26 protein-coding genes and 1 pseudogene are annotated in these 22,023 nt (G+C 68.6%); 15 read left to right on the top strand and 12 right to left on the bottom strand.

The genetic code is table 11. The annotated features are described in order from the left end of the window. The first annotated feature begins 67 nt into the window (after nucleotides 1-67). Nucleotides 68-787 carry a Clp protease N-terminal domain-containing protein gene (locus tag HQ306_RS11695; RefSeq protein WP_222631241.1) on the top strand — a complete coding sequence of 240 codons (720 nt, stop codon included), beginning with the start codon at nucleotides 68-70 and terminating at the stop codon, nucleotides 785-787. Nucleotides 788-804: 17 nt separating this feature from the next. On the opposite strand, the gene HQ306_RS11690 is transcribed toward HQ306_RS11695, so the two are convergent. Beyond that, nucleotides 805-1,629, bottom strand: coding sequence for an SDR family oxidoreductase (locus HQ306_RS11690; RefSeq protein WP_037185420.1), 825 nt, complete (start codon nucleotides 1,627-1,629; stop codon nucleotides 805-807). 126 nt (nucleotides 1,630-1,755) lie between these two features. Here HQ306_RS11690 and HQ306_RS11685 point away from each other — a divergent pair, with 126 nt between their 5' ends. Genes HQ306_RS11685 through HQ306_RS11670 form a run of 4 tightly spaced genes read left to right on the top strand, consistent with a single transcriptional unit; the run spans nucleotide 1,756 to nucleotide 5,626 of the window. Next, nucleotides 1,756-2,250 carry an SRPBCC family protein gene (locus HQ306_RS11685; RefSeq protein WP_222631239.1) on the top strand — a complete coding sequence of 165 codons (495 nt, stop codon included), beginning with the start codon at nucleotides 1,756-1,758 and terminating at the stop codon, nucleotides 2,248-2,250. 27 nt (nucleotides 2,251-2,277) lie between these two features. Beyond that, entirely contained in the window at nucleotides 2,278-3,192 is a 915-nt protein-coding gene (locus tag HQ306_RS11680; protein ID WP_037185417.1) for a TIGR03620 family F420-dependent LLM class oxidoreductase, read from the top strand. Nucleotides 3,193-3,248: 56 nt separating this feature from the next. After that, on the top strand, nucleotides 3,249-4,238 hold the full coding sequence (locus tag HQ306_RS11675; protein ID WP_222631237.1) for an ABC transporter substrate-binding protein: 990 nt from the start codon (nucleotides 3,249-3,251) through the stop codon (nucleotides 4,236-4,238). A 59-nt stretch (nucleotides 4,239-4,297) separates the two neighbouring features. Continuing rightward, nucleotides 4,298-5,626, top strand: coding sequence for a lipase family protein (locus HQ306_RS11670; protein ID WP_222631235.1), 1,329 nt, complete (start codon nucleotides 4,298-4,300; stop codon nucleotides 5,624-5,626). A 61-nt stretch (nucleotides 5,627-5,687) separates the two neighbouring features. Here the strand turns inward: HQ306_RS11670 and katG are convergent, their stop codons facing one another. After that, nucleotides 5,688-7,868, bottom strand: coding sequence for a catalase/peroxidase HPI (gene katG / locus HQ306_RS11665; RefSeq protein WP_222631233.1), 2,181 nt, complete (start codon nucleotides 7,866-7,868; stop codon nucleotides 5,688-5,690). Nucleotides 7,869-7,960: 92 nt separating this feature from the next. Then, nucleotides 7,961-8,365, bottom strand: coding sequence for a Fur family transcriptional regulator (locus HQ306_RS11660; protein WP_037185410.1), 405 nt, complete (start codon nucleotides 8,363-8,365; stop codon nucleotides 7,961-7,963). Nucleotides 8,366-8,524: 159 nt separating this feature from the next. On the opposite strand from HQ306_RS11660, the gene HQ306_RS11655 reads away from it, so the two are divergent. Continuing rightward, nucleotides 8,525-8,866, top strand: a complete 342-nt coding sequence (locus HQ306_RS11655) for a nitroreductase/quinone reductase family protein (protein WP_222631231.1) — start codon at nucleotides 8,525-8,527, stop codon at nucleotides 8,864-8,866. Here HQ306_RS11655 and HQ306_RS11650 read toward each other — a convergent pair whose 3' ends face one another. From HQ306_RS11650 to HQ306_RS11630, 5 genes are all read right to left on the bottom strand, one after another. Continuing rightward, nucleotides 8,867-9,202 (bottom strand): hypothetical protein, encoded by a 336-nt coding sequence (locus tag HQ306_RS11650; RefSeq protein WP_222631230.1) that lies wholly within the window; start codon nucleotides 9,200-9,202, stop codon nucleotides 8,867-8,869. Between the two features lie 346 nt (nucleotides 9,203-9,548). Beyond that, on the bottom strand, nucleotides 9,549-9,749 hold the full coding sequence (locus HQ306_RS11645) for a hypothetical protein (RefSeq protein ID WP_027505403.1): 201 nt from the start codon (nucleotides 9,747-9,749) through the stop codon (nucleotides 9,549-9,551). Between the two features lie 5 nt (nucleotides 9,750-9,754). Then, complete coding sequence (locus HQ306_RS11640; protein WP_155956988.1) at nucleotides 9,755-10,378, bottom strand: FKBP-type peptidyl-prolyl cis-trans isomerase; 624 nt, start codon at nucleotides 10,376-10,378, stop codon at nucleotides 9,755-9,757. A 15-nt stretch (nucleotides 10,379-10,393) separates the two neighbouring features. Beyond that, nucleotides 10,394-10,870, bottom strand: coding sequence for an SRPBCC domain-containing protein (locus tag HQ306_RS11635; RefSeq protein ID WP_056444490.1), 477 nt, complete (start codon nucleotides 10,868-10,870; stop codon nucleotides 10,394-10,396). Next, a complete protein-coding gene (locus HQ306_RS11630) occupies nucleotides 10,867-11,211 on the bottom strand; it encodes a helix-turn-helix transcriptional regulator (RefSeq protein ID WP_222631228.1) in 345 nt (114 codons plus the stop codon). The genes HQ306_RS11635 and HQ306_RS11630 overlap by 4 nt, the downstream gene beginning before the upstream one ends. A gap of 114 nt (nucleotides 11,212-11,325) precedes the next feature. Here HQ306_RS11630 and HQ306_RS11625 point away from each other — a divergent pair, with 114 nt between their 5' ends. The 3 genes and pseudogenes from HQ306_RS11625 to HQ306_RS11615 all read left to right on the top strand — a co-directional run bounded on the left by HQ306_RS11625 (nucleotide 11,326) and on the right by HQ306_RS11615 (nucleotide 13,811). Continuing rightward, nucleotides 11,326-11,889 carry a dihydrofolate reductase family protein gene (locus tag HQ306_RS11625; RefSeq protein WP_222631219.1) on the top strand — a complete coding sequence of 188 codons (564 nt, stop codon included), beginning with the start codon at nucleotides 11,326-11,328 and terminating at the stop codon, nucleotides 11,887-11,889. Nucleotides 11,890-11,901: 12 nt separating this feature from the next. After that, nucleotides 11,902-12,462, top strand: a pseudogene (locus HQ306_RS11620) (dihydrofolate reductase family protein); the annotation flags it as partial. Nucleotides 12,463-12,626: 164 nt separating this feature from the next. Further along, nucleotides 12,627-13,811: an FAD-dependent monooxygenase gene (locus HQ306_RS11615; protein WP_222631209.1), complete on the top strand. Its 1,185-nt coding sequence runs from the start codon at nucleotides 12,627-12,629 to the stop codon at nucleotides 13,809-13,811. On the opposite strand, the gene HQ306_RS11610 is transcribed toward HQ306_RS11615, so the two are convergent. From HQ306_RS11610 to HQ306_RS11600, 3 genes are read right to left on the bottom strand one after another with little or no spacing between them, the layout of a single operon-like run. Continuing rightward, nucleotides 13,802-14,215 carry a VOC family protein gene (locus HQ306_RS11610; protein WP_027505395.1) on the bottom strand — a complete coding sequence of 138 codons (414 nt, stop codon included), beginning with the start codon at nucleotides 14,213-14,215 and terminating at the stop codon, nucleotides 13,802-13,804. The two genes, HQ306_RS11615 and HQ306_RS11610, sit on opposite strands and share 10 nt — an antisense overlap. Before the next feature lie 10 nt (nucleotides 14,216-14,225). Next, on the bottom strand, nucleotides 14,226-14,669 hold the full coding sequence (locus tag HQ306_RS11605; RefSeq protein WP_222631207.1) for a helix-turn-helix transcriptional regulator: 444 nt from the start codon (nucleotides 14,667-14,669) through the stop codon (nucleotides 14,226-14,228). An 11-nt stretch (nucleotides 14,670-14,680) separates the two neighbouring features. Continuing rightward, a complete protein-coding gene (locus tag HQ306_RS11600) occupies nucleotides 14,681-15,259 on the bottom strand; it encodes a TetR/AcrR family transcriptional regulator (RefSeq protein ID WP_222631197.1) in 579 nt (192 codons plus the stop codon). Between the two features lie 116 nt (nucleotides 15,260-15,375). On the opposite strand from HQ306_RS11600, the gene HQ306_RS11595 reads away from it, so the two are divergent. The 5 genes from HQ306_RS11595 to HQ306_RS11575 all read left to right on the top strand — a co-directional run bounded on the left by HQ306_RS11595 (nucleotide 15,376) and on the right by HQ306_RS11575 (nucleotide 21,135). Further along, the gene (locus tag HQ306_RS11595; protein ID WP_222631195.1) at nucleotides 15,376-16,761 is read left to right on the top strand and encodes a cytochrome P450; all 1,386 of its coding nucleotides are present in this window, start codon (nucleotides 15,376-15,378) and stop codon (nucleotides 16,759-16,761) included. Nucleotides 16,762-16,786: 25 nt separating this feature from the next. Then, nucleotides 16,787-17,341 carry a TetR/AcrR family transcriptional regulator gene (locus HQ306_RS11590; RefSeq protein ID WP_222631193.1) on the top strand — a complete coding sequence of 185 codons (555 nt, stop codon included), beginning with the start codon at nucleotides 16,787-16,789 and terminating at the stop codon, nucleotides 17,339-17,341. A gap of 91 nt (nucleotides 17,342-17,432) precedes the next feature. Then, a complete protein-coding gene (locus HQ306_RS11585) occupies nucleotides 17,433-18,713 on the top strand; it encodes a lipase family protein (RefSeq protein ID WP_222631183.1) in 1,281 nt (426 codons plus the stop codon). Nucleotides 18,714-18,823: 110 nt separating this feature from the next. Next, nucleotides 18,824-20,272: an aldehyde dehydrogenase family protein gene (locus HQ306_RS11580; protein ID WP_056444508.1), complete on the top strand. Its 1,449-nt coding sequence runs from the start codon at nucleotides 18,824-18,826 to the stop codon at nucleotides 20,270-20,272. After that, nucleotides 20,269-21,135, top strand: coding sequence for an oxygenase MpaB family protein (locus tag HQ306_RS11575; protein ID WP_222631181.1), 867 nt, complete (start codon nucleotides 20,269-20,271; stop codon nucleotides 21,133-21,135). Before HQ306_RS11580 ends, HQ306_RS11575 begins: the two co-directional genes overlap by 4 nt. Nucleotides 21,136-21,141: 6 nt before the next feature. On the opposite strand, the gene HQ306_RS11570 is transcribed toward HQ306_RS11575, so the two are convergent. Next, complete coding sequence (locus HQ306_RS11570) at nucleotides 21,142-21,510, bottom strand: hypothetical protein (protein WP_051613280.1); 369 nt, start codon at nucleotides 21,508-21,510, stop codon at nucleotides 21,142-21,144. A 142-nt stretch (nucleotides 21,511-21,652) separates the two neighbouring features. On the opposite strand from HQ306_RS11570, the gene HQ306_RS11565 reads away from it, so the two are divergent. Continuing rightward, nucleotides 21,653-21,997: an RNA polymerase-binding protein RbpA gene (locus HQ306_RS11565; protein ID WP_027505388.1), complete on the top strand. Its 345-nt coding sequence runs from the start codon at nucleotides 21,653-21,655 to the stop codon at nucleotides 21,995-21,997. The last annotated feature ends 26 nt before the right edge of the window (nucleotides 21,998-22,023 follow it).

Raw genomic sequence — 22,023 nt, 5'->3', positions numbered from 1 at the left:
CATGCACAGGACCACCCATCGTCAACTTGGGGTTGACGGTGGGTGGTCGTCACCCTACGGTTGACGCATGACCGATACCGATCCCGCGCCCGGCGTGCGCCTCGACGATCTGATCGTCGCCGTCTCTCGCACCGATACCGACCCCCTGATCCAGCTCTCGCGAGCCGTCGTCGCCGCCGAGCGACTCGGCGACGTGGCCGACCATCTCGTCGGACACTTCGTCGACCAGGCTCGTCGGTCCGGGGCGTCCTGGACCGACATCGGCCGCAGTATGGGAGTGAGCAAACAGGCCGTGCAGAAGAAGTTCGTGGCCAGGCCGCACGCCGACGAGGCATTGAACGCGAGCCAGGGTTTCGCTCGTTTCACCGAGCGCGCGAAGAACATCGTGGTGGCGGCGCAGACCGAGGCCCGAGCGCAACGAGCATCGTCGATCACTCCCGACCATCTCGTCATCGGACTGGTGCAGGACCCCGACTCGTTCGGCACCCGTCTGCTCGCGACACAGTCGGTGACGCCCGACGACGTACGCGCCGCCGTCGCGGCACGAGGTTCGTCCGCGGGGGAGCACGGTGACCCGCCGGCACTCGTTCCGTTCGACGCTGCGACGGCGAAAATTCTGGAACTGACGTTCCGCGAGGCGCTACGCCTCGGCCACGACTACGTCGGCACCGAACACGTGCTCCTCGCGCTGCTGGAGTTCGAGAACGGGACGGGGCTGCTCAGTGGTCTGGGCGTGACGAGGGACCAGGTGGAGACCGACCTCGCTGCCGCTCTCGATCTGTCCTGAGAGCGGCAGCGCGTCCGTCACATGCCGCGGCGCATCACGGCGTAGTAGGCGGACGGGAACACGCGGGCGAGGATGTCGACGGTGTGGGCACTCGCGGCGATGAGGACCCGTCCCTTGCGCTTCTCGACCCCGTCGAGGATGCGGAGTGCAGCCTTGTCCGCGGGATAGGTGAGCAGTTTGGCGAAGGTGGCCTTGCCGTCCGCGATCTCCTTGTCCGTCGCTCCGGCGGCCGAACCGGCCGTCTCGGCGATGCGGGTCTTGATGCCGCCGGGGTGCACCGACGTCACGCCGATCGTCGGCGCCAGTTCGTGGCGCAGGCACTCGGTGAACCCGCGGATGGCGAACTTCGACGACGAGTAGGCCGACTGCCCCGGAGGCGCCACGATGCCGAACAAGCTCGACACGTTGACGATGTGCGCGCCCGTGGATCGGCGCATCGTCGGCAGCAGACGTCGGGTGATGTCCACCGGCGCATGGAAGTTGATGGTCATCACCGAGTCGAAGTCCTTGGCGGTGAGTTGCTCGAACGAGCCGCCGAACGCGATACCGGCGTTGTTGATCAGCAGGTCGATGCGCTCGTGCCGCTCGATCACACCGTCGATGACCACGCCGAGCGCGTCGAGGTCGGAGAGGTCCGCGACGACGACGTCGACGCTGCGTGCCGGTGAGGCGGACTCGATGGCGCGTGCGACGTCGGCGAGCCGATCGGCGTCCCGGTCGAGCAGGATCAGATCGGTGCCCCGTCGCGCGAGCTCGTGGGCCATCTGCTCACCCATGCCACTGGCGGCGCCGGTGACGAGCGCGGTGGCGCCGGGAAAGCGGAAGGGGGGCAAGGACGACATGACAACTCCTGAGCTCGGCGGTACCAACGTCTCGATCATCGCGGACGGCGGGCCGTCGTTCTTGACTTCAGGCGACACCGTCGTCGATCGCCCGCATCGAGGCTGTCGGGTCGCTACGGTGCACCGGTGACGCCTGACTCGACCGCTCCGCTCGCGTCCGGATCCGTGACGGTCCGCGCCGATGCCGAGGACGTGTACGCCCTCCTGACCGATCTCGACCGACTCGCCGATCTGGCGGACGAGACGCACTCGATGCGGTGGGTGGGGAGCTCCGGCGCCCGTCCGGGTGCGTCCTTCGTCGGTCGAAATCGCAACGGTCTGCATCGATGGTCGACCACATGCACCGTGACCGCCGCCGACCCCGGAGCAACCTTCGCCTTCGACGTGCACTACGGCCCGTTCTCGCTGCCGATCGCGCACTGGCGCTACGACATCGACGGCGGTGGCGACGGCGGCGAGACCACGGTGACCGAGCGGATGTGGGACCGGCGTCCGCGGTGGTTCGTCGGCGTCGGCGGACTGGCGACGGGTGTCCGCGACCGCGCCACGGTCAACGGCGACCACATCGCGGCCACCCTCGAACGGCTCCGGCAGACCGTCGACGGTCCCCTGGATTCGTAGGGTGCGAGTGCGGGCACACTGGACGCCATGACGGCACACGCGACGATCGGCATCTGGACCGGAACGCTCGACGGGGTCTCCGCCTCGGCGGTTCCCGACGTGGTGGGGGAGGTGGAGTCGCAGGGCTGGCACTCGCTCTGGTTCGGCGAGGCCTACGGCCGCGAGGCGCTCACCGCCGCGCAGATGTACCTCGGCGCCTCGTCGTCGCTCATCGTCGGTACCGGCATCGCGAGCATCTACGCCCGCGACGCCGTGGCGACCGCATCGGCGGCACGTACCCTGCATGCCGTCTCGGGTGGTCGGTTCGTCCTGGGACTCGGCGTGTCGCACGCTCCGCTGGTCGAGCGCATGCGCGGTCACAACTACGGCAAGCCCGTCGCGGCGATGCGGGAGTATCTCGACGCACTCGACAACGCACCCGCGGCAGTGGCGGGGGAAGAGCAGAACCCACCACGACTGCTGGCGGCGCTGGGTCCGAAGATGCTCGAGCTGTCCCGCGATCGCACCGCGGGGGCGCATCCGTACCTCGTCACACCGGAGCACACGGCGACGGCCCGCGAGATCCTCGATGCCGGAGACGGCGAGAAGCGCCCGGAACTGGTCGTCGAGCAGGCGGCGGTGGTGGACCCGGTCGCCGACACCGACGCGGAGGTGTGGGCCGAACGCGCGCACGCGCATCTGAACATCTACACCGGGCTGCCCAACTACCGGAACAACTGGGAGCGTCTGGGTTTCGGGCAGGACGACTTCGTCCGCGGCGGCAGCGAGAAGCTCGCCGAGGCGATGGTGACGCGCGGACTCGACGCGACTGTGGCCCGAGTGCGCGAGCACATCGAGGCGGGAGCCACCAGCGTCCTCGTCCAGGTCCTCGGATCCGCGATGAACGTTCCGCCGGTGGACGACTGGCGTCGACTGGGTGAGGCCCTCGAGCTCTCCCGTTGAGCTGAGGGTAGCCTTACCGCAAGCCTGCTCCACCAGTCGTCCCCGAAAGGTTCTTCATGCGCGTCTCCGTCGGTGTGTCCGTCGCGGCCACCGTTCTTCTGCTCGGAACGGCGGCGTGCAGCTCGTCGGACACGGACTCGGCGCCGGCCGCGGACGCGTCGCGAGCCTTCCCGGCCGAGGTCACCGACAAGTTCGGGACCGTGACGGTCGAGGGTGCGCCGGAGCGTCTGGTGACCGCCGGGTACAACGACCAGGACTTCGCGCTCGCTCTCGGTGTCACACCCGTGGCCACCCGCGGATTCACGGGGTACGACTACACCACCCGACCGTGGGCCCAGCAGCAGCTGAACGGTGCCACGATTCCCGAGGTGGGAAGCGACACACTCGATCTCGAAGGTGTCGCGGCCGCGGAGCCCGACCTCATCATGGCGACGTACGCCTATCTGGAGGAGCCCGAGTACCAGCAGCTCGGACAGATCGCCACGACGGTCGGCGACATCCCCGGCTCGGACGGGTCGGAGACCCCGTCGTGGCGAGACCAGTTGGCCGCGTACGGAACCGCCCTGGGCAAGACGGCCGAGGCAGAGACCGTGCGTGACGAGGTCGACGCGACGTTCGTAGACGCCACGACCGAGAACCCGTCCTTCGCCGGCCGCACGGCTGCGGTCGCGCTCTATCTCGACGGCACCTTCTACATCCTCGACAGCGGTGACCCGCGGAACAGGTTCTTCACCGACCTCGGCTTCGCGACGCCCGAGACCACCGGGACGGTGAGCCCGGAGCGCTACGACCTGCTCGATCAGCAGACTCTCGTGCTGCTGGGCGTCACTCCCGAGGACGTCGCCGGTGATCCGCTGCTGCAGAGCCTGAACGTGGTGAAGGAGGATCGCACCGTCTACGTCGGCGAATTCGGGACCACCGTGCCGGCCGCTCTCGGTTTCGCCAGCCCCCTCAGCCTTCCGTACGCGGTGGACGCGCTCGTCCCGGTGCTCGCACGGGCCTCGGACGACGATCCGGCCACCCGCGTCGGCACCGTCGAGGGCTGATCGGTCCTGCTCACGGGTCGGAAGGTTAGTGTGACCCGACGACAGGGGTAACCGTGGGCATGAGCATCGAGCAGTACGACAGGGACGCGGGCGGCCCGCCCGAGACCGAGCACTGGTCCGAGGGCCCGGTCACCACCCCGGAGCGAGACCCGTTCTACGCCGCGCCCGACGGTTTCGAGAGTGCCGCGTGCGGCGACGTCCTGCGCACCAGACCCGTGCGCATCGGTGTGTTCGGCCGGGTGCGGCAGCGCGTGCAGGCCTGGCAGCTGCTGTATCGCACCGAGGATCTCGAGCGCGTGCCACGCGTGAGTGTCACCACGGTCTTGCTGCCCGCCGGAGCCGTCCCCGACGCGACGCGACCACTCCTGTCGTATCAGTGCGCCATCGACGCCGTGTCCGGTCGATCGTTCCCGTCGTACGCGCTCCGGCTCGGGTCACGTGCGCGCGGCACGGTGCCGCAGTACGAGTTCCTGCTCGTCCTGCACGCCCTGCGCTTGGGTTGGGCGGTCTCGATCCCGGATCACGAAGGTGCCGAGGGGCATTGGGGCGCCCCGCTCGAGCCCGGGTACTGCACTCTCGATGCCGTCCGGGCCGCGCTCTCGTTCGACGAGCTCGGTCTCGACACGACCACACCGGTCGGACTGTGGGGATACTCGGGTGGTGGGCTCGCGTCGTCCTGGGCGGCGGAGGCCGCGGAGGAGTACGCACCCGAGATCGATGTCGTCGGAGCCGTTCTCGGGTCGCCGGTGGGTGACCCGGCGTCAGCGTTCTTCCGGCTGAACGCCACCCGCTACGCCGCGCTGCCGACTCTCGTCATCGAGGGGCTGCGGCGTACCTACCCGGCCCTGGACGACGTGATGCAGGAGTTCGTCACCGAGGAGGGTCTCGAGCTGCTGGCGTCGACGAACAAGATGACCACGATGCAGGCCATCATCGCGCTTCGCGGATTCGACCTCGACGACTACTCGACCATTCCCATCGCCGACGTCATGGCTCGTCCGGAGATGGTGACGATCTTCGAGGAGATCCAGCCGGGCCGCTCGGCGCCCGGGTTCCCGCTGCTCGTCCTGCAGGCCACGCACGATCAGATCATCGCCGTGGACGATGTCGACGGGCAGGTGACGCGCTACCGGGACGCGGGTGCCTCCGTGCAGTACATCCGAGACCGGACCAGCGAACACATCACGCTGCTGCCGCTGTCGGTCCCGCTGACGCTCCGATGGCTCGACGACCGGTTCGCCGGGCGCCGACCGGGACCCGCGGCCACCAGGACCGTCTTCTCGGTGGCGGCGTCGTGGCGCAGCGCCGCGGGCTATCTGGCCATGGCAGGCTCGGCGGCGAGAGCGCTGACCGGGCTCCCCATCTCCGTCCGCCGCACCCGACGCTGAGACGACACCACCCCCGCACCGAGGACTCGGTGCGGGGGTGGTGTGGTGTTCAGGAGCGAGATCAGGCCAGTTCGAAGCGATCCAGCATCATGACCTTGTCCCACGCGGCGACGAAGTCCTGGACGAACTTGTCCTTCGCGTCGTCGCAGGCGTACACCTCGGCGATGGCGCGGAGTTCGGAGTTCGAGCCGAACACCAGGTCGTTGCGGGTGCCGGTCCACTTCGTCTCACCGGTGGCAGCATCCTTGGCCTCGTAGATGCCGTCCTCCGACGTGGGAACCCACTCGGTGCCCATGTCGAGAAGGTTCACGAAGAAGTCGTTGGACAGTGTGCCGACCTTGTCGGTCAGAACGCCGTGCGACGAGTTCTGGTAGTTGGCGCCGAGAACACGCAGACCACCGACGAGGACGGTCAGCTCGGGTGCGCTGAGTGACAACAGGTTCGCCCGGTCGACGAGGGAGTACTCCGCCGGCAGCTTCTGGCCCTTGCCGAGGAAGTTACGGAAGCCGTCGGCCTTCAGCTCGAGGTCCGAGAACGAATCGACGTCCGTCTGCTCCTGCGTGGTGTCCATGCGGCCCGGGGTGAACGGAACGCTGACGCCCGATGCCTTCTCGAGTGCCGCGACGCCGCCGAGGACGACGAGGTCGGCAAACGACACCGTTCCGGAGAACGACTCCTGGATGCCCTCGAGCACGCGGATGACCTGTGCCAACTCGTCAGGCTCGTTGACCTCCCAGCCCGCCTGCGGCTGCAGGCGCAGGCGACCGCCGTTGGCGCCGCCGCGCTTGTCGCTGACGCGGAAGGACGATGCTGCGGCCCACGCGGTCGAGATGAGCTGCTCGGTGCTCAGTCCGGAATCGAGGATGGTGGACTTGAGCTCGGCGATCTGTGCATCGTCGATCAGTTCGTGGTCGACGGCCGGGATCGGGTCCTGCCACAGCAGGGTCTCCGACGGCACCTCGGGTCCGAGGTACCGGCTGACAGGTCCCATGTCGCGGTGGGTGAGCTTGAACCACGCCTTCTGGAACTCTTCTGCGAGCTCCTCGGGGTGGTCGAGCCAGCGACGGGTGATCTGTTCGTAGATCGGGTCGACGCGCATCGCGATGTCCGAGGTCAGCATCGACGGATGGCGACGCTTCGTCGGGTCGGCGGGGTCGGGAACCAGGTCCGCACCCTCACCGTTCTTCGGACGCCACTGGTGTGCGCCGCCGGGGCTCTTGTAGAGCTCCCACTCGAAGCCGTAGAGCGTCTCGAGGAAGGTGTTGTCCCACTGCGTCGGGGTCGGGGTCCAGATGACCTCGAGGCCACTCGTGATCGCGTCTGCGCCGACACCGCTCTGGAAGCTGTTCTTCCAGCCCAGGCCCATCTGCTCGATCGGGGCGCCCTCGGGCTCGGCTCCGATGTGCGCATCGGGGTCGGCCGCACCGTGGGTCTTGCCGAAGGTGTGTCCGCCGACGGCCAGTGCTGCGGTCTCGACGTCGTTCATGGCCATGCGGCCGAAGGTCTCGCGGATGTCCAGTGCGGACTGCACGGGATCCGGGTTGCCGTTCGGGCCTTCGGGATTGACGTAGATCAGGCCCATCTGCACGGCTGCCAGCGGGTTCTCGAGGCTCGTACGATCACCGTCGTAGCGCTCGTCGCCCAGCCAGGTCTGCTCGGGGCCCCAGTAGACGTCCTCGTCCGGCTCCCAGGCGTCGACGCGACCGCCGGCGTAGCCGTAGGTGGGCAGTCCCATGGACTCGATGGCGACGTTGCCTGTCAGGACGATGAGGTCGGCCCAGGAGAGCTTGCGGCCGTACTTCTGCTTCACGGGCCAGATCAGGCGACGGGCCTTGTCCAGGCTCGCGTTGTCCGGCCAGCTGTTCAGCGGTGCGAAGCGCTGCATGCCGGCTCCGGCTCCGCCGCGTCCGTCCTGCTTGCGGTACGTGCCGGCTGCGTGCCACGCCATACGGATGAAGAAGGGGCCGTAGTGGCCGAAGTCCGCGGGCCACCACGGCTGCGAGTTCGTCATGACCGCTTCGATGTCGCGCTTGACCTCGGCGAGATCGAGCGAGTTGAACTCGGCCGCGTAGTCGTAGTCGGCGCCCATCGGATCGCCGACGGCGGGGTTCTTCTTCAGGATCTTGAGGTTCAGTGCCTTGGGCCACCACTCGTGGTTGGTGCCACCCTCGACCGGCATCGGCATCTTGTCGTGCATGACAGGGCAGCCGCCGGACGCGTCCTGCGGCTGGTCCTGGTTCATCTCTTTTTCGCGTGTTGTGTGGTCCTCGGACACGAGTTTCCCTCCAAGAGAAGATGAATGAACTGATTTCGCGGCGCCTTCGCGCCTCGAGATCAGGGGCTGACGCTGGTGGAGCAGTTCTCGCACAGGCCCCAGTAGATGACCTCTGCCTCGTCGACGACGAAACCATGGGCCTCCGACGGAGTGAGGCACGGAGCCTCGCCGACGGCGCATTCCACGTCGGCGATGGTGCCGCACGCGCGGCACACGACATGGTGGTGATTGTCGCCGATTCTGCTCTCGTACCGCGAGACCGAGCCGGACGGCTGGATGCGCCGTACCAGTCCCGCGGTGGTGAGAGCGTGGAGCACGTCGTACACGGCCTGGCGGGAGACGTCGGGCAGGGTGGCCCGAACGGCTCCGTAGACGGTGTCGGTGTCGGCGTGCGGATGTTCGTGCACCGCGTCGAGCACCGCCAGACGGGGGCGGGTGACTCGGAGCGCGGCACCACGCAGCATCTCCGGGTAGTTCGACGATGGGCTCACGTCGAACAGTATGCACGACTTTTCTGGAATGAGTCAGGAAACGGGGCGCGAACACGGGTCGAACGGCGTGTCGTCCGGCCCCCGCGGGGGCATGATGCGAGGCGACATCCATCGCTCGCAGGGGGTACGAAGATGACCGCGTTCCAGACCGTCGCCAACGTCGCGAACCAGGTCGTTCGACCGCTGATGCGACTGCCTGTGCTGTCCGCCGTTCTCGGGCGTGGCCTGGCCACCATCACCTACACCGGCCGACGGTCGGGCCGGACCATCTCGCTGCCCGTCTCCTACCGGCGATCGGGCGACAGGGTCACCGTGATGGTCGCGGCACCGAGCCAGAAAGCCTGGTGGCGCAACTTCCATCCCGACCCCGCCCCGGTGACCGTCGACATCGCGGGCCATCAGCATCGGGGGAGCGCACAGGCGGTGGTCGCCGACAAGGGTGGCGTGCGTGTGGTGATCACCCTCGACAGCTGATCAACGGAGTACGACGAGCTGCTGGGTCGCGCGGGTCATCGCCACGTGCCGATCGACGGCGCTGTCCGCACTCGACCGGTCGACGAGATCGAACCCGAGGCCCTTCGCCGATCGTGCGCTCGACGATCGGATCCTCGCGGTGTCCGGTAGAGACGGCATCCCGATGACGCAGGCCACACCCTCACTCGTCGCGGCCCGCTCGTCCAGCACCGCCGCCAGGTCGTCGACGTCGGCGTGCCGGACGCCCACGCCGGTGGTGCGCACCGAGCGTGGCACGAGCGCGGCGCGCGCGCATCGCCGTCGCCCGTGGATCGCCGAGGCGGCGACGAGCGACATCGAGGACCGGGAGATCTGCTGTGGTCCAGGGGGACCCGACGTTCCTGCGGACCGCCGCCCTGTCATCGTCGTCGAGCCAGGGTGCGCAGTGGCGTAGGTACGCCGGCACAGTCCAGAGGTCGGCGACGAGATCGGGAGCATCGATCACCGTCCACGACGACTCCACTCGGTCGCAGAGCTCGTCGATTTCACGCAGCGACGACGCCAGCTCGCGGGCCGACACGTTCGCGACGAGGCGGTCGACGAGGATCTCGCCCAGAACCGCCCAGATCTCCTCTCGCGCATCGTTGTGCGGAGTCTCCGCCTGCGGTGCCGCAGTGCCGCGTCGATTCTGGCGAGGTTCCCCTCATCGCCGATCGTCGCGTGCCTCGGCCAACCGCCTGATCGCGGACGGCCCCACTCCGTGTAGCGCGGACAAAGTCGCGAGGTTCGCCGGGAGGTCGTGCACCGTGCGATACCCCGCGTCGATCAACGCACCGGTCGCCGGCCGGCCGATGCGGACACCGTCGAACAGCGGTCCGCGGTCGACCGGCACGTCCCTCGTCATGCTGCTCAGCTGACGCCGAGAACCTTGATCGCGAAGATCAGAGAATCGCCCTGCTGGATGCCCGCGCGCGGCTGACCGTTGGGGTAACCGTCCGCGGAGGTCACCGCGACGCCGATCGTCGATCCCACGGTCTGGCCGGCGATGGCCTTCTGGAAACCGGCCACGACACCGTCGAGGGGGAATTCGACCGGGGCGCCGCGCTCGTAGCTGCTGTCGAAGGTGGATCCGTCGCGTCCGTTGACGCCCATGTAGCAGACGGAGACGGTGGCGTCCGCCGCGACGACGGGGCCGTCGCCGGCCTGCAATGTCTGCACCTGCGTCTCCGCGACGCTGAAGGGTGCCTCGACGGTGACCAGGGGAGCGGCATCGTCGGTGGACCCGGTCACCGCGATGCTGCCCGTGTCACCGTCGAGGTCCCACTCGGCCGCGGCACCGGACTCGGGCGCCGCGGTGGGGCACGACTCGGCAGCTGCGGTCGACGACGACCCCGCGGACGAGGATGCGGCGCTGGAGGAGGTGGCGGCAGATGGCGTGTCGTTGTCGGAGCTGCATCCGGACAGCACCAGGACGAGCGACGCGGACGAGGCCAGCAGGACACCGAGGGTACGAGAGGAGTTCACGCCCGACACGCTACAGCCGCCCGACTACTCGACCAGCCGGGCGAGTGCTGCGGTGACCGAGCCCCACCCTTCCGCGAACCCGAGGCTCGCGTGACGATCGCGTGTCGTCGGATCTCCGTGACGGACGACGGCCCGGTAAGCAGTGCCGCGCGGGTGGTCGGTCAGCGTGATCTCCGCTGACATCGCGACCGGCTGCGGCGACGCGGGGCGCCACCCGCTGTCGAGAGTGTTGGTGAACACCAGCCGGGTGTCGGGCTCGACGACGAGGAACACGGCGTCGGTGTGGGGCACGAATGTCGTTCCGTCGTCGCTCATCTCGGTGACGAACGCCCCGCCCGGTCGCACCTCCAGGTGGTCCACCCGAGTGACGGTGGGTGCCGGTGTCCACCACTGTGACAGCAACGACGAGTTCGTCCATGCCTCCCAGATGCGGTGACGAGGAGCCGCGATGACGCGATCGAGTACGAGGTCGAGGGCAGGATCGATCGGGAGCGCGGTCATGAGTCTTCTTCCGTCGGAGTCGGGGAGGTGACGAGTTGTTCGAGCCGATCCGTGCGGCTCTCCCAGAGGTGTCGTTGATCGTCGAGCCAGTCCTGGACGAGGTCGAGTCGTTCCCTGTGCAGAGTGCACGTCCGGACGCGTCCTACTTTGGCCGTGCGAATGAGCCCGCTCGACTCGAGACTGCGGACGTGTTTGAGGAAGGTGGGAAGCGCGATCGGGAACGGCGCCGCCAGTTCACCGACGCTTGCCGGACCGGCACCGAGACGCCGGACGACTGCTCGCCGCGTCGGATCTCCGAGGGCGGTGAGCACGGCGTCGAGTTCTGCCGTATGGTTAGTCATAAGGGTAAGTATTACAGGCGATCCGGGGTGTGGCGCAACCGATGACTTTCGACGTGTGCGTCGGTCGGAGTGTTCGTGGGCCGACCAGCGCCCACGGGGAACGAAGGAGTGCACATGCGCACGTTGATCGTCACCGCGTTCGTCTCGCTCGACGGCGTGATGGAGGCGCCTGGTGGAGAGGCCGGATACCGCAATGCGGGCTGGACCTTCACGGACGTCGAATTCGACGAGGCCGCGTACGAGATCAAGGGGCGGGAGCAGGGGGAGGCCGCCGCGCTGCTGCTCGGTCGCCGGTCCTACGAGGCGTTCGCGCCCGTGTGGCCCACGATGGAGGACTTCGCCGGATACAACGCCATGCCGCGGTACGTGGTCTCGACGACGCTCGATGATGATGATTCGCGTTGGCCTGCAACGGTTCTTCGATCACTCGACGACGTCGCCGCGCTGAAGGAGACCGAGGGCGGACCGATCCTCGTGCACGGGAGCGCGACGCTGGGACGTGCGTTGGCCGACGCCGGGCTGGTCGACAGGTACCACCTGCTGGTGTTCCCGTTGCTGCTCGGCGCCGGCCTGCGCCTGTTCAGCGACACGGACAAGGGCGCCACGGTGCTGACGCTCGTCGAGCACGAGGTGTACGGCAACGGTGTCCAGAAGCAGGTGTTCGATGTGCGCCGCTGACGGGGAAACGTCATGCGCACACTGAGATTCGCGATGAACACGAGTGTGGACGGTTACGTCGCGGCGCCCGATGGCGACCTCGGCTGGAGCGTGCCGAGCGACGAGGCGTTCCAGTGGTGGTCCGACCGCGTCGACTCGACGGGCCTCACGCTCTACGGGCGGAGGCTGTGGGAGGCGCTGAACGCGCACTGGCCGACGGCCGATCGGCAGCCAGGGGCGACGCCCGCGCACGTCGAGTACGCCCGTCGGTGGCGCGACATGCCCAAGGTGGTGTTCTCGTCGACCCTGGACGCGGTGGAGGGCAACGCGCGGCTCGTCACAGGTGACGCCGTGGCGGAGATCGTCCGTCTGAAGGCCGGCGACGGTGGCCCGATGAACATCGGCGGCGCCACACTGGCCGCGGCGGCGATGAGGGCCGGGCTGATCGACGAGTTTGTGATCATGACGCATCCCGTTCTGGTGGGCGCCGGTACGCCGTTCTTCACGGTGCTCGACGAGTGGGCGGGCCTGGAGTTGGCGGAGACGCGGACGTTCTCGGGGGGACTGCACCTGATGAGGTACCTGACGCGGCAAGGGGTGGGGAGATTCCCGGGAGTTGACATAATGTCGATTATCGGCACGATTTGGTATCACCTGGAACCCTGCCTGAGCGTCGCACGTCGACCGACGTACCGTCGGTCGACGAAGTCCTTCCTGTACCGCACAGGTCGTGAGCACGGAAGGCGAAGATCGTGACTGTGGAACGACGTGTACTGATCACCGGGGCCAGCATCGCCGGCCCGACCCTCGCGTACTGGCTCGCGAGGTCGGGTCGTGCCGTGACGGTCGTCGAGCGCGCGCCGTCGCCTCGGCTCGGCGGGCAGAACATCGACATTCGTGGTCCCGGCCGCGAGGTCGTGCGCCGCATGGGTCTGGAGGACGCTCTCTTCGCCGCGACCACGACGGAACAGGGCACCCGGTTCGTCGATCGACGGGGCGCGACGATCGCGGCGTTCCCGGCCGGTACGGCGGACAGCGGAGGCGCGACGGCCGAGCTGGAGATCCTCCGCGGTGAACTCGCGCGCATCCTCGTCGACGCGTCGGGACCGGACGTCGAGTACCGCTACGGCGACCGGGTCGTGGGCTGCGATCAGGACGCCCACGGTGTCGACGTGACGTTCGAGCACGGCGCTCCCGAGCGCTACGACCTCGTCGTGTTCGCCGACGGAGTGCGGTCCGGGAGCCGGGAGATCGTCTTTCCCGGCGAGGCCGTCACGCGAGATCTCGGGCTGTACACCGCCTACGGGGTGCTCCCCCGCACCCCGGACGACGATGCATGGTGGCGCTGGTACAACGCGACCGGCGGACGTGTGGCCGGCTTGCGCCCGGACAACCAGGGCACCACGCGCTTCAGCCTGTCCTGGTTGTCGGGGCCGACCGGCCTCGAGCGGGCAGGGCAGCCGGAGGTCGTCGCCGCCCTTCGGGCGACGTTCGCCGGCGCCGGCTGGGAGACTCCCCGCATCCTGGAGTCGCTCGATTCCGCCTCGGAGCTGTACGTCGACCGCCTCGCTCAGGTCCACGCCCCACGGTGGTCGTCGGGCCGGGTCGCGATGGTGGGCGACGCGGCCTGGTGCGCGACTCCGGTGAGTGGGATGGGCACGACACTGGCCATCACCGGTGCCTACGTACTGGCCGCCGAACTCGCCCGCACCGATGATCACCGGGCCGCGTTCACGGCGTGGGACGCGCGGATGCGGCCCTTCGTCGACACGGTGCAGTCGCTGCCGCCGGGAACGCCGAGGCTGGCGCACCCGAAGACGGCAGTGGGGCTCGCGGTCTTCAACTCTGCTGTGCGACTGGCCGGTTCGGCGCCGGTGCGAGCGCTGGCCGGCAGGTTCGGCGGCTCGGACGACGCGAACCTCGATCTGAGCGACTACCGCTGACGCTGCTGGATGCGGATCAGGTTGCCCGCGGGATCACGCACCGCGCAGTCCCGGATCCCATAGGGCTGGTCGGTCGGTTCCTGCACGATGTCGGCATCCGCGGCCTGAAGTGCATCGAAGGTCGCCTCGAGGTCGTCGCTCGCGAGCAGGATGCCGCCGTACGTGCCCTTGGCCATCATCTCGGTGATGGTGCGGCGCTCGTCCTCGGTGATGGCGGGGTCGACCGCGGGCGGTGTCAGAACGATGGCGGTGTCCGGCTGCCCGGGCGGGCCGACGGTGAGCCACCGCAGGTTCTCGTACCCGACGTCGAGGCGGACCTCGAAGCCGAGAAGGTCGCGGTAGAAGGCCAGTGCGGCCTCCGGATCGTCCTGCGGGAGGAAGCTGGAGGCGATGGTGAGTGTCATGGCGACGACACTAGGTTCGCCTGGCGCGGTCCGCTTCTCGATTCCTGATCGGTCGGGTGACCACTTTCTCGACACACGACGGCGCGCCGGCCTCCGTGGACTGGTTCTGCTGCCGATACGCGGACGGGGACAGTCCGGTCAGTTCGGAGAAACGGGTACTGAAGGTGCCCAGTGAGGAGCACCCCACCGTGAAGCAGATCTCCGTCACCGACCTCTCCGACCCCCGGAGCAGCGCCATGGCTCGTTCGATGCGCCGCGTCATCAGGTACGCGTAGGGCGACTCTCCGTACGCGGCGCGGAACTGCCGGCTCAGGTGCCCCGCGGACATGTGCGCGTCGCGCGCGAGGGTCTCGAGGTTCAGTGGCGTGGCGTACTCGCGGTCCATTCGGTCCCGTACTCGACGGAGACGACGCAGATCGTCGAGGTGTCGCGAGTCCGCACCGGTGTCGGTCACGCGTCCTCCTCTCAGGAATGCCGCAGCAGTCCGTGCAGTGCGCGCATGCAGAGATCATGCACCTCGTCGGCCGAGATCGACTGCCTGTCCACCCAGTCCACGCACACGGCGCGAACGAACGACACCCACCCGGCCACGGCCACCCGGGTCACCTCGTCCGCGCCGTCGTCGGGTCCCAGAGCCGCCAGGATCCGTTGCTGCTGCGTCTCGAACTCGGCCGTGAGGATCGCCTGGATACCGACGTCGCCCGACATCGTTCCTCGATCGATGGCCCGTAGTCCGTGAGCGTGATCGGTGGAGTAGCGGATGTAGGCGCGCAGTCCGGCGGACACCTGGTGCTCGACGGGCAGCGTGGTGTCGGGAGCCGTGATCTCGACCATCCGAGCGGATTCGAGCCGGATGATGTCGGCGAAGAAATCCCTCTTGGACGAGAAGTAGTGATACATCAGCCCACGCGAGACGCCGGCCAGGTCGGCGACCTCCTCGATCCACACCTCGTCGTAGGGCCGTTCCGCGAACAGTCGTGACCCGATCTCGAGCAACTGGTGCCGACGCTGATCGGGTGACAGGCGTTTGCGGGGAGTGGTCATGACCTGCGCCATGTTACGGGACTGCTCGTGATACTTGACACGCGTTCAGTAGGGGGTACCGTCCGCTGTTGTATCCCGGTTCAGTACGCCGGCCACCCACGCGAAAGGGTCCGACCGTGGTCACCACGATCTCGTCCACTTCTCCGCTTCCCCATCCCCCTCGACGACTCCCGGTGCTGGGCGACGTGCTGGGCGTACACGCGAGCACCCCGGTGCAGGACTCGGTGGCGCTGGCCGCGCAGCTGGGCCCCATCTTCGAGCGGGTGGTCCTGGGGCGCCGGTTCGTGATCGTGTCGGGCGCCGATCTCGTGGAGGAACTCAGCGACGAGTCGCGGTTCGTCAAGCACGTGGCACCCGCGGTCGCCGGACTGCGCTCGATCGGCGGGGACGGACTGTTCACGGCGTACTCGCACGAACCGAACTGGCGCAAGGCCCACGATCTCCTCCGGCCGGCGTTCACGCAGTCGGCCATGCGGAGCTACCACGACATCATGGTGGACGTCGCCGGACAGCTGGTGTCGCACTGGTCGTCCCGTGATCGGGTCGACGTCTCCTCGGACATGACCAAGTTGACGCTCGAGACCATCGGCCGCACGGGGTTCAGCTACAGCTTCGACTCGTTCACCCGCGCCGAGACGCATCCGTTCGTCGGGGCCATGGTGCGGACCCTGCAGCACAACCAGCGCCGCGCACTGCTGCCGCTCCCCGTCGTCGGCGACCTGGTGTTCCGGCGTCGCGAACGGCGGAACGATGCCGACAAGGCCTTCATGGCCGAGCTGCTCGACGACATCGTGCGGGCCCGCCGGGACGGTGAGTCGAGCGGCGACGGCGATCTGCTGGACATCATGCTCGAGGCGGCACGCGACGGTGATCCCAACGCGCTGGACGAGGTGAACATCCGGCATCAGATCGTCACCTTCCTCATCGCCGGACACGAAACGACCTCCGGCTCACTGTCGTTCGCCCTGTACTACCTGTCGAGGCATCCCGAGATGTGGGCTCGGGCGCGTGCGGAGGTGGACGAGGTGTGGGGTGCGGACACGCCGTCCTTCGAGCAGGTGGCGAAGTTGCGCTTCGTCCGACGGGTTCTCGACGAGGGACTGCGCCTGTGGCCGACGGCCCCTGGTTACGCGCGCGAGGCACGCCACGACACGACGGTCGGCGGGCGTCCCATGGCCGCGGGCGACTGGGCCCTGGTGCTGATCCCCGGTCTGCATCGCGATCCCGTATGGGGGCCGGATCCCGAAGTGTTCGACCCGGACCGCTTCCTGTCGGCGAACGTGCGGGCCAGGCCGCCGCACGCCTACAAGCCGTTCGGCACGGGCGAGCGTGCCTGCATCGGGCGCCAGTTCGCTCTCCACGAGTCGCTGCTGGTGCTGGGCACGATCCTCCAGACCTTCGACGTCGCTCCCGATCCGGGCTACGAGCTCGCCATCGACGAACGCCTCACCCTCATGCCGGCCGGGTTCGAGCTCGAGGTGGCTCGGCGCGACCGCAGCTGACGTGAGGATCCCGCACACTGGTCCCATGCGATCGCGCGGCAAGATCATGGAGGCCACCCTCGAGGTGATCGCGGAGCACGGTTTCGACGGCGTCACCATCGCGGGTGTGTCCGCCGCTGCCGGGGTCTCCCGACAGACCGTGTACTCCATCTTCGGCACGCGCGAGGTGTTGGTGACCCGCACGATGGAGCATTTGGCGGTCGAGGTCATGACCGAGATCCGGTCGCGCCTCGACGGCCCGGAGACCGTGCGCGACTACGTCGTGGAGATGGTGATCGGTGGTCGGCGGGCGGTGCGCGACATTCCCGCGATGGGAGCGCTGCTGCGGTTGGACGGCATCAACCCGGTGCTGCATCCCGATGTCGTCCAGCACGCCATTCCCGTCGTGCGAGATCTACTGTCCCCGCTGACCGCACTCGACCCCCGGGTCGCGGAGGTGTTGGACGACATCGTCCTCATCACCACTCGTCTCGGACTGTCCGTCGTGCTCTTCGACGATCCGTCCATCGCGGACGACGACGACCTCCGCGCCTTCCTCCTGCGGTGGCTCCCGGCGTCGATGACCGTGCCGCCGGAGTGACGGGCTTCACCTCGTGACCTTGACACCTGGTGCCAGAACTGTCTAACTTCAGGGCGCCTGCCGGGGGGTCTGCGCAGCGGGAAGGAAGTCGATGACACTGTCACGCAGTCTGATCGTCGGAGCCGTGCTCGTGGCGTTGGTCGGTGTCGCACCCGCACTCGCCGACGCAGCCCCCGGTGACGACTTCTACTCCCCACCGACGGACGTCGCTGGTGCGCCGGGCACGGTGCTCCGCACCGAGCCGATGTCGCTCTTTCTCGCTGCGCCGGGAGTGGACGGTCGCTATCCCGCCACCGCGCAGCGCGTCATGTACACCTCGCGGACCGAGAACGACGAGCCCGTCGCGGTGACCGGAACGTTCATCGACTCGGCCGTTCCCTGGCGCGGCGTCGGCCCCAGACCCACCGTCGTGGTCGCTCCGGGGACGGTGGGGCAGGGCGACCAGTGCGCGCCGTCGCGGGCGTTCCCGCTCGGGCTGAACCTCACGACGGACCCCCTGTCCCTCTCGGCGAACCAGGAACTCGTGTCGTCGACGCTCTGGGGGTCGATGGGCGCGCGCGTCTTCGTGACCGACTACATCGGTCTCGGCACGCCGGGATTGCACACCTACGTCAACCGGCCGGAGGAGGCGCACGCGGTGCTCGACGGCGCGCGAGCGGCGAACGCGCTGGCGGGCGACCCCGACTCCCCCATCGGTCTCTGGGGCTATTCGCAGGGCGGCGGCGCCACCGCCGCCGCGGCCGAGTCGGCGGCGAGGTACGCACCGGAACTGAACATCAAGGGCACGTGGGCGGGCGCACCGACGGCCGACCTGCTCGACGTGCTGAACACGGTGGACGGCACTCTCATCGGCGGAGTCATCGGGTACGCACTGAACGGAGTCCTCGAGCGAAACCCGTCGTTGCGGGCCCGCGTCGAGGAGCGCGTCTCCGATCACGGCAAGACGGTGCTGAACGACCTGTCGACCCAGTGCATCGCCGACACGATCCTGACGTATCCGTTCCTGCGCACCGAGACGCTGACGAAGGACGGGCGCTCGATGTCGGAGAATCTGAGATCCGTGCCCGAGGCCGGTCCCATCTTCGAGAAGCTGCGTACGGGCACCCTGCGGCCGTCGGCCCCGGTGTTGATCACCAGCGGCATCAACGACGACACGGTGCCGTACGGGCAGGCGCGGGAGTTGGCGGAGGAGTGGTGCGGCCAGGGTGCGTCGGTGACGTTCCGGTCGAACCCGCTGCCGCCGATCCTGCCGGGTGCGGTGCTGCCCAATCACTTCGGTCCGCAGATCATCGACGGCTACGGCGGTGCGGCCGCGGCGTACCTGATGGACAGGTTCGCCGACGTACCCACCGACGGGTGCGACATCGCCTGACGGTCGGTTCGGGTCACCGACCACGGTCGGCTCGGTCATTGTCGCGGACGGCGATCAGCCATAGTGTCACCGATCACAGTGGATCATTCGGCTGACTGAGGGGTACACACATGACGGTCCAGCACTCTCCGGAACGCACCGCGGCACCGACGCCGTCCGACGGAGAGGTGCACGCGGCCGTCGCCCGCGCGCGTGACGCGGCACTGTGGTGGGGCGCTCTCGATTTCACGGATCGCAAGGGGTGGCTGCTCGAGTTCCGATCCAGGATCGCCCGGACGTCGGGGTCGCTCGTCGACACCGTGCGCGAGGAGACGGGCAAGCCGAAGGACGACGCTCTGCTCGAGGTCATGCTGGCGGTAGAGCATCTCACGTGGGCCGCGAAGAACGCGCGACGTGTCCTGCGGGAGCGGTCCGTCTTCCCGGGTCTGGTGAGCATCAATCACGCTGCCTCCGTGCGGTATCAACCGATGGGTGTCGTCGGCGTGATCGGCCCGTGGAACTATCCGGTCTACACACCGATGGGGTCGCTCGCGTACTCGATGGCCGCCGGCAACGCCGTCGTCTTCAAGCCCAGCGAGCTCACTCCCCGCACCGGCACCTGGCTGGCCGACGCCTGGGCGTCGCTGGCGGCGCCGCACCAGGTGCTCCAGACCGTCACCGGCGACGGTCGGGTCGGCGAGGCGCTGTGCCGCTCGGGAGTGGACAAGCTCGCCTTCACCGGGTCCACCGCGACGGCGAAGAAGGTCATGGCGGTGTGCGCGGAGACGCTCACGCCGATCGTGGTCGAGGGCGGCGGCAAGGACGCGCTCATCGTCGACGCCACCGCCGACCTCGAGGCCGCGGCGACCTTCGCCGCGTTCGGCGCCATGGGCAACGCGGGCCAGACCTGCGCGGGTGTGGAGCGCATCTACGTGGTCGAGGAGGTCGCCGATCGTTTCGTGGACATCCTGACCTCCCGTGTACGCGACCTCCGGGTCGGCGACGCGGACGATGCGCAGTACGGACGCATGACGTTGCCGAAGCAGGTCGACATCGTGCGGGACCAGGTCGAGGACGCCCTGGCGCGCGGTGGTCGCGCCGTCGTCGGCGGACTCGAATCCGTCCGGGCGCCGTACGTCGATCCCATCGTGCTGCTCGACGTGCCGGAGGACAGCTCGGCCGTCGCCGAGGAGACGTTCGGTCCGACCGTGGTGGTCAACCGCGTCCGTGATCTCGACGAGGGCATCGAGCGGGCCAACGCCTCGAAGTACGGGCTGGGCGCGTCGGTCTTCACCGCGTCGAAGGCCGCGGCCGAGCGGGCGGCGGACCGGCTCCGCGTCGGAGTGGTGACGGTCAACTCCGTGCTGGGCTTCGCAGCGGTGGGCGCGCTGCCCTTCGGCGGAGTCGGCGACTCGGGCTTCGGACGGATCCACGGCGCCGACGGGTTGCGGGAGTTCTCCCGGGTGAAGTCGGTGACGAAGCAACGCTTCGCCGCCCCGCTGGGCCTGGTGACGATGACGCGCAAGCGGCGTGACGTCGCGGTCGCGCGCCTGTTGCTGACCAAGGTCTACGGGCGATGACCACCCTCCCCCGGCCGCGCTTCGGGCGGTTCGGGTGGGTGCGGGTGATCGACGAGCTGGATCCGGTGGCGGACGCGGCCACCGTCCTCAAGATCACGGCGGGGTGCGAGTTTCCCTGGGACTATCAGCGCGCGTTGGAGTTCGCGCTGTTCCGCACGTACTGCGTGCCCACCATCTCGGCGTTGCTCCGCAGGACGGGAGAGTTCGAGCACCGCCCCCAGAAGCGGTACGACGACACCGCGCTGCTGATGTCGGAACTCGTGGAACACGGGTACGACTCCGAGCGCGGGCGCGCGTCGCTCCGCGCGGTCAACCGCATGCACGCGCGCTACGACATCTCGAACGACGACATGCTGTACGTGCTCTCCACCTTCGCGTTCGATCCGCTGGACTGGATCGACCGTTACGGGTGGCGGCGCCTGCATCCGCACGAACGGATCGCGAGCGTCGCGTTCTACCGCGAGGTCGGGATCCGGATGGGCATCCGGGACATTCCCGCGTCGACAGCCGACTTCCACGCCTTCAAGGTGCGGTACGAGCGCGAGCGGTTCGTCTACTCCGACGACAACAGGGCCATCGGCGAGTACACCCGCGACCTGCTGGCGTCGTGGTACCCGCGCCCGGTCCGCTCCGCGGTGCGCGGCGCCGTGCTGTCGATGATCGATCAGGACATGACCCGCGCCTTCGGGTTCGGCGACCCGGTCCCCGCCGTGCGCCCGGCGCTCGAGTCGGCGCTGCAGGCCCGAGGCCGCGTGGAGCGTCTGCTGCCCAAGCGGACGGCATCGCGGTCGGCGCAGGATCCGCGCAACCGGACGTACCCCGGGTATCCGCAGGGCTACCACCCGAGCGACCTGGGTGTCTGATCAGGATCAGCGCAGTCGTTCCGCGTCCTTGGCCAGGGTGACCAACCGGTCGCAGAGCTCGGCGAGTTCGGCCGCGTCGGCGCCCTCCGCGACGGCCGTGGCCACGTCCTCGGCGGCGCACCGGACTCCGAATGCGCGATCGGCGGCGGCACCGGCCTCGGCCTCCGTGAGCACCACGGCGTCGTCCGCGACGACGGTGTCCTTCAGCGACGTCCGCTGTTCGTAGGCACGCTGACGGCAGGACTGACGGCAGTACCGTCGGCGCCGGCCCGCAGCGCCCTCGACCACCGGCCGACCGCACCACAGACACGTGCTCGGGCGCCGTGCGCGGGACCGACCGATCCCACCGCCCACCGTCCCGGATTCACCCCGCATCGACCCGACGATACCGACGTGCGCGGACCCTGCCGCATCACCGGTTAGAATGGGGTGTTCGCGTGCGGGAACGTTCCGCGCACCACGCGCGTTGAATTCGACGGACGCGACATGCGTACCACGATCGAGAGAGGACTCCACCATGGCAGATCGCGTTCTACGAGGTAGTCGACTCGGAGCGGTGAGCTACGAGACCGATCGCGACCACGACCTCGCGCCCCGGCGCATGGCTCGATACCGGACGGACAACGGCGAGGAGTTCGACGTTCCCTTCGCCGACGACGCCGAGCTGCCCGGCACCTGGCTCTGCCGCAACGGTCTCGAGGGCAGTCTGATCGAGGGCACCGCGCCCGAGGCCAAGAAGGTCAAGCCCCCGCGCACCCACTGGGACATGCTGCTCGAGCGGCGTTCGGTGGAGGAGCTCGAGGAACTGCTCAAGGAGCGGATGGATCTGCTCAAGGCGAAGCGTCGCGGCGCCGGAGTCTGACCGCCTCTCCCCTGTCGTCACCGAGG

The sequence above is a fragment of the Rhodococcus sp. BP-160 genome, from assembly GCF_019836205.1.
Classification (GTDB): Bacteria; Actinomycetota; Actinomycetes; order Mycobacteriales; family Mycobacteriaceae; genus Rhodococcoides.
This window is presented reverse-complemented; position numbering and strand designations above follow the sequence as displayed.

Excerpts from the sequence above, each read along its gene's own strand:
- HQ306_RS11655 (WP_222631231.1), top strand. The coding sequence starts at position 8,525 with ATGACCGCGTTCCAGACCGTCGCCAACGTCGCGAACCAGGTCGTTCGA.
- HQ306_RS11695 (WP_222631241.1), top strand. The coding sequence starts at position 68 with ATGACCGATACCGATCCCGCGCCCGGCGTGCGCCTCGACGATCTGATC.
- HQ306_RS11660 (WP_037185410.1), bottom strand. The coding sequence starts at position 8,365 with ATGCTGCGTGGTGCCGCGCTCCGAGTCACCCGCCCCCGTCTGGCGGTG.
- HQ306_RS11610 (WP_027505395.1), bottom strand. The coding sequence starts at position 14,215 with ATGACACTCACCATCGCCTCCAGCTTCCTCCCGCAGGACGATCCGGAG.
- HQ306_RS11580 (WP_056444508.1), top strand. The coding sequence starts at position 18,824 with ATGACGGTCCAGCACTCTCCGGAACGCACCGCGGCACCGACGCCGTCC.
- katG (WP_222631233.1), bottom strand. The coding sequence starts at position 7,868 with ATGAACCAGGACCAGCCGCAGGACGCGTCCGGCGGCTGCCCTGTCATG.
- HQ306_RS11630 (WP_222631228.1), bottom strand. The coding sequence starts at position 11,211 with ATGACTAACCATACGGCAGAACTCGACGCCGTGCTCACCGCCCTCGGA.
- HQ306_RS11585 (WP_222631183.1), top strand. The coding sequence starts at position 17,433 with ATGACACTGTCACGCAGTCTGATCGTCGGAGCCGTGCTCGTGGCGTTG.
- HQ306_RS11670 (WP_222631235.1), top strand. The coding sequence starts at position 4,298 with ATGAGCATCGAGCAGTACGACAGGGACGCGGGCGGCCCGCCCGAGACC.
- HQ306_RS11570 (WP_051613280.1), bottom strand. The coding sequence starts at position 21,510 with ATGCGGGGTGAATCCGGGACGGTGGGCGGTGGGATCGGTCGGTCCCGC.
- HQ306_RS11565 (WP_027505388.1), top strand. The coding sequence starts at position 21,653 with ATGGCAGATCGCGTTCTACGAGGTAGTCGACTCGGAGCGGTGAGCTAC.
- HQ306_RS11675 (WP_222631237.1), top strand. The coding sequence starts at position 3,249 with ATGCGCGTCTCCGTCGGTGTGTCCGTCGCGGCCACCGTTCTTCTGCTC.
- HQ306_RS11625 (WP_222631219.1), top strand. The coding sequence starts at position 11,326 with ATGCGCACGTTGATCGTCACCGCGTTCGTCTCGCTCGACGGCGTGATG.
- HQ306_RS11690 (WP_037185420.1), bottom strand. The coding sequence starts at position 1,629 with ATGTCGTCCTTGCCCCCCTTCCGCTTTCCCGGCGCCACCGCGCTCGTC.
- HQ306_RS11650 (WP_222631230.1), bottom strand. The coding sequence starts at position 9,202 with ATGTCGCTCGTCGCCGCCTCGGCGATCCACGGGCGACGGCGATGCGCG.
- HQ306_RS11645 (WP_027505403.1), bottom strand. The coding sequence starts at position 9,749 with ATGACGAGGGACGTGCCGGTCGACCGCGGACCGCTGTTCGACGGTGTC.
- HQ306_RS11590 (WP_222631193.1), top strand. The coding sequence starts at position 16,787 with ATGCGATCGCGCGGCAAGATCATGGAGGCCACCCTCGAGGTGATCGCG.
- HQ306_RS11600 (WP_222631197.1), bottom strand. The coding sequence starts at position 15,259 with ATGACCACTCCCCGCAAACGCCTGTCACCCGATCAGCGTCGGCACCAG.
- HQ306_RS11575 (WP_222631181.1), top strand. The coding sequence starts at position 20,269 with ATGACCACCCTCCCCCGGCCGCGCTTCGGGCGGTTCGGGTGGGTGCGG.
- HQ306_RS11680 (WP_037185417.1), top strand. The coding sequence starts at position 2,278 with ATGACGGCACACGCGACGATCGGCATCTGGACCGGAACGCTCGACGGG.
- HQ306_RS11635 (WP_056444490.1), bottom strand. The coding sequence starts at position 10,870 with ATGACCGCGCTCCCGATCGATCCTGCCCTCGACCTCGTACTCGATCGC.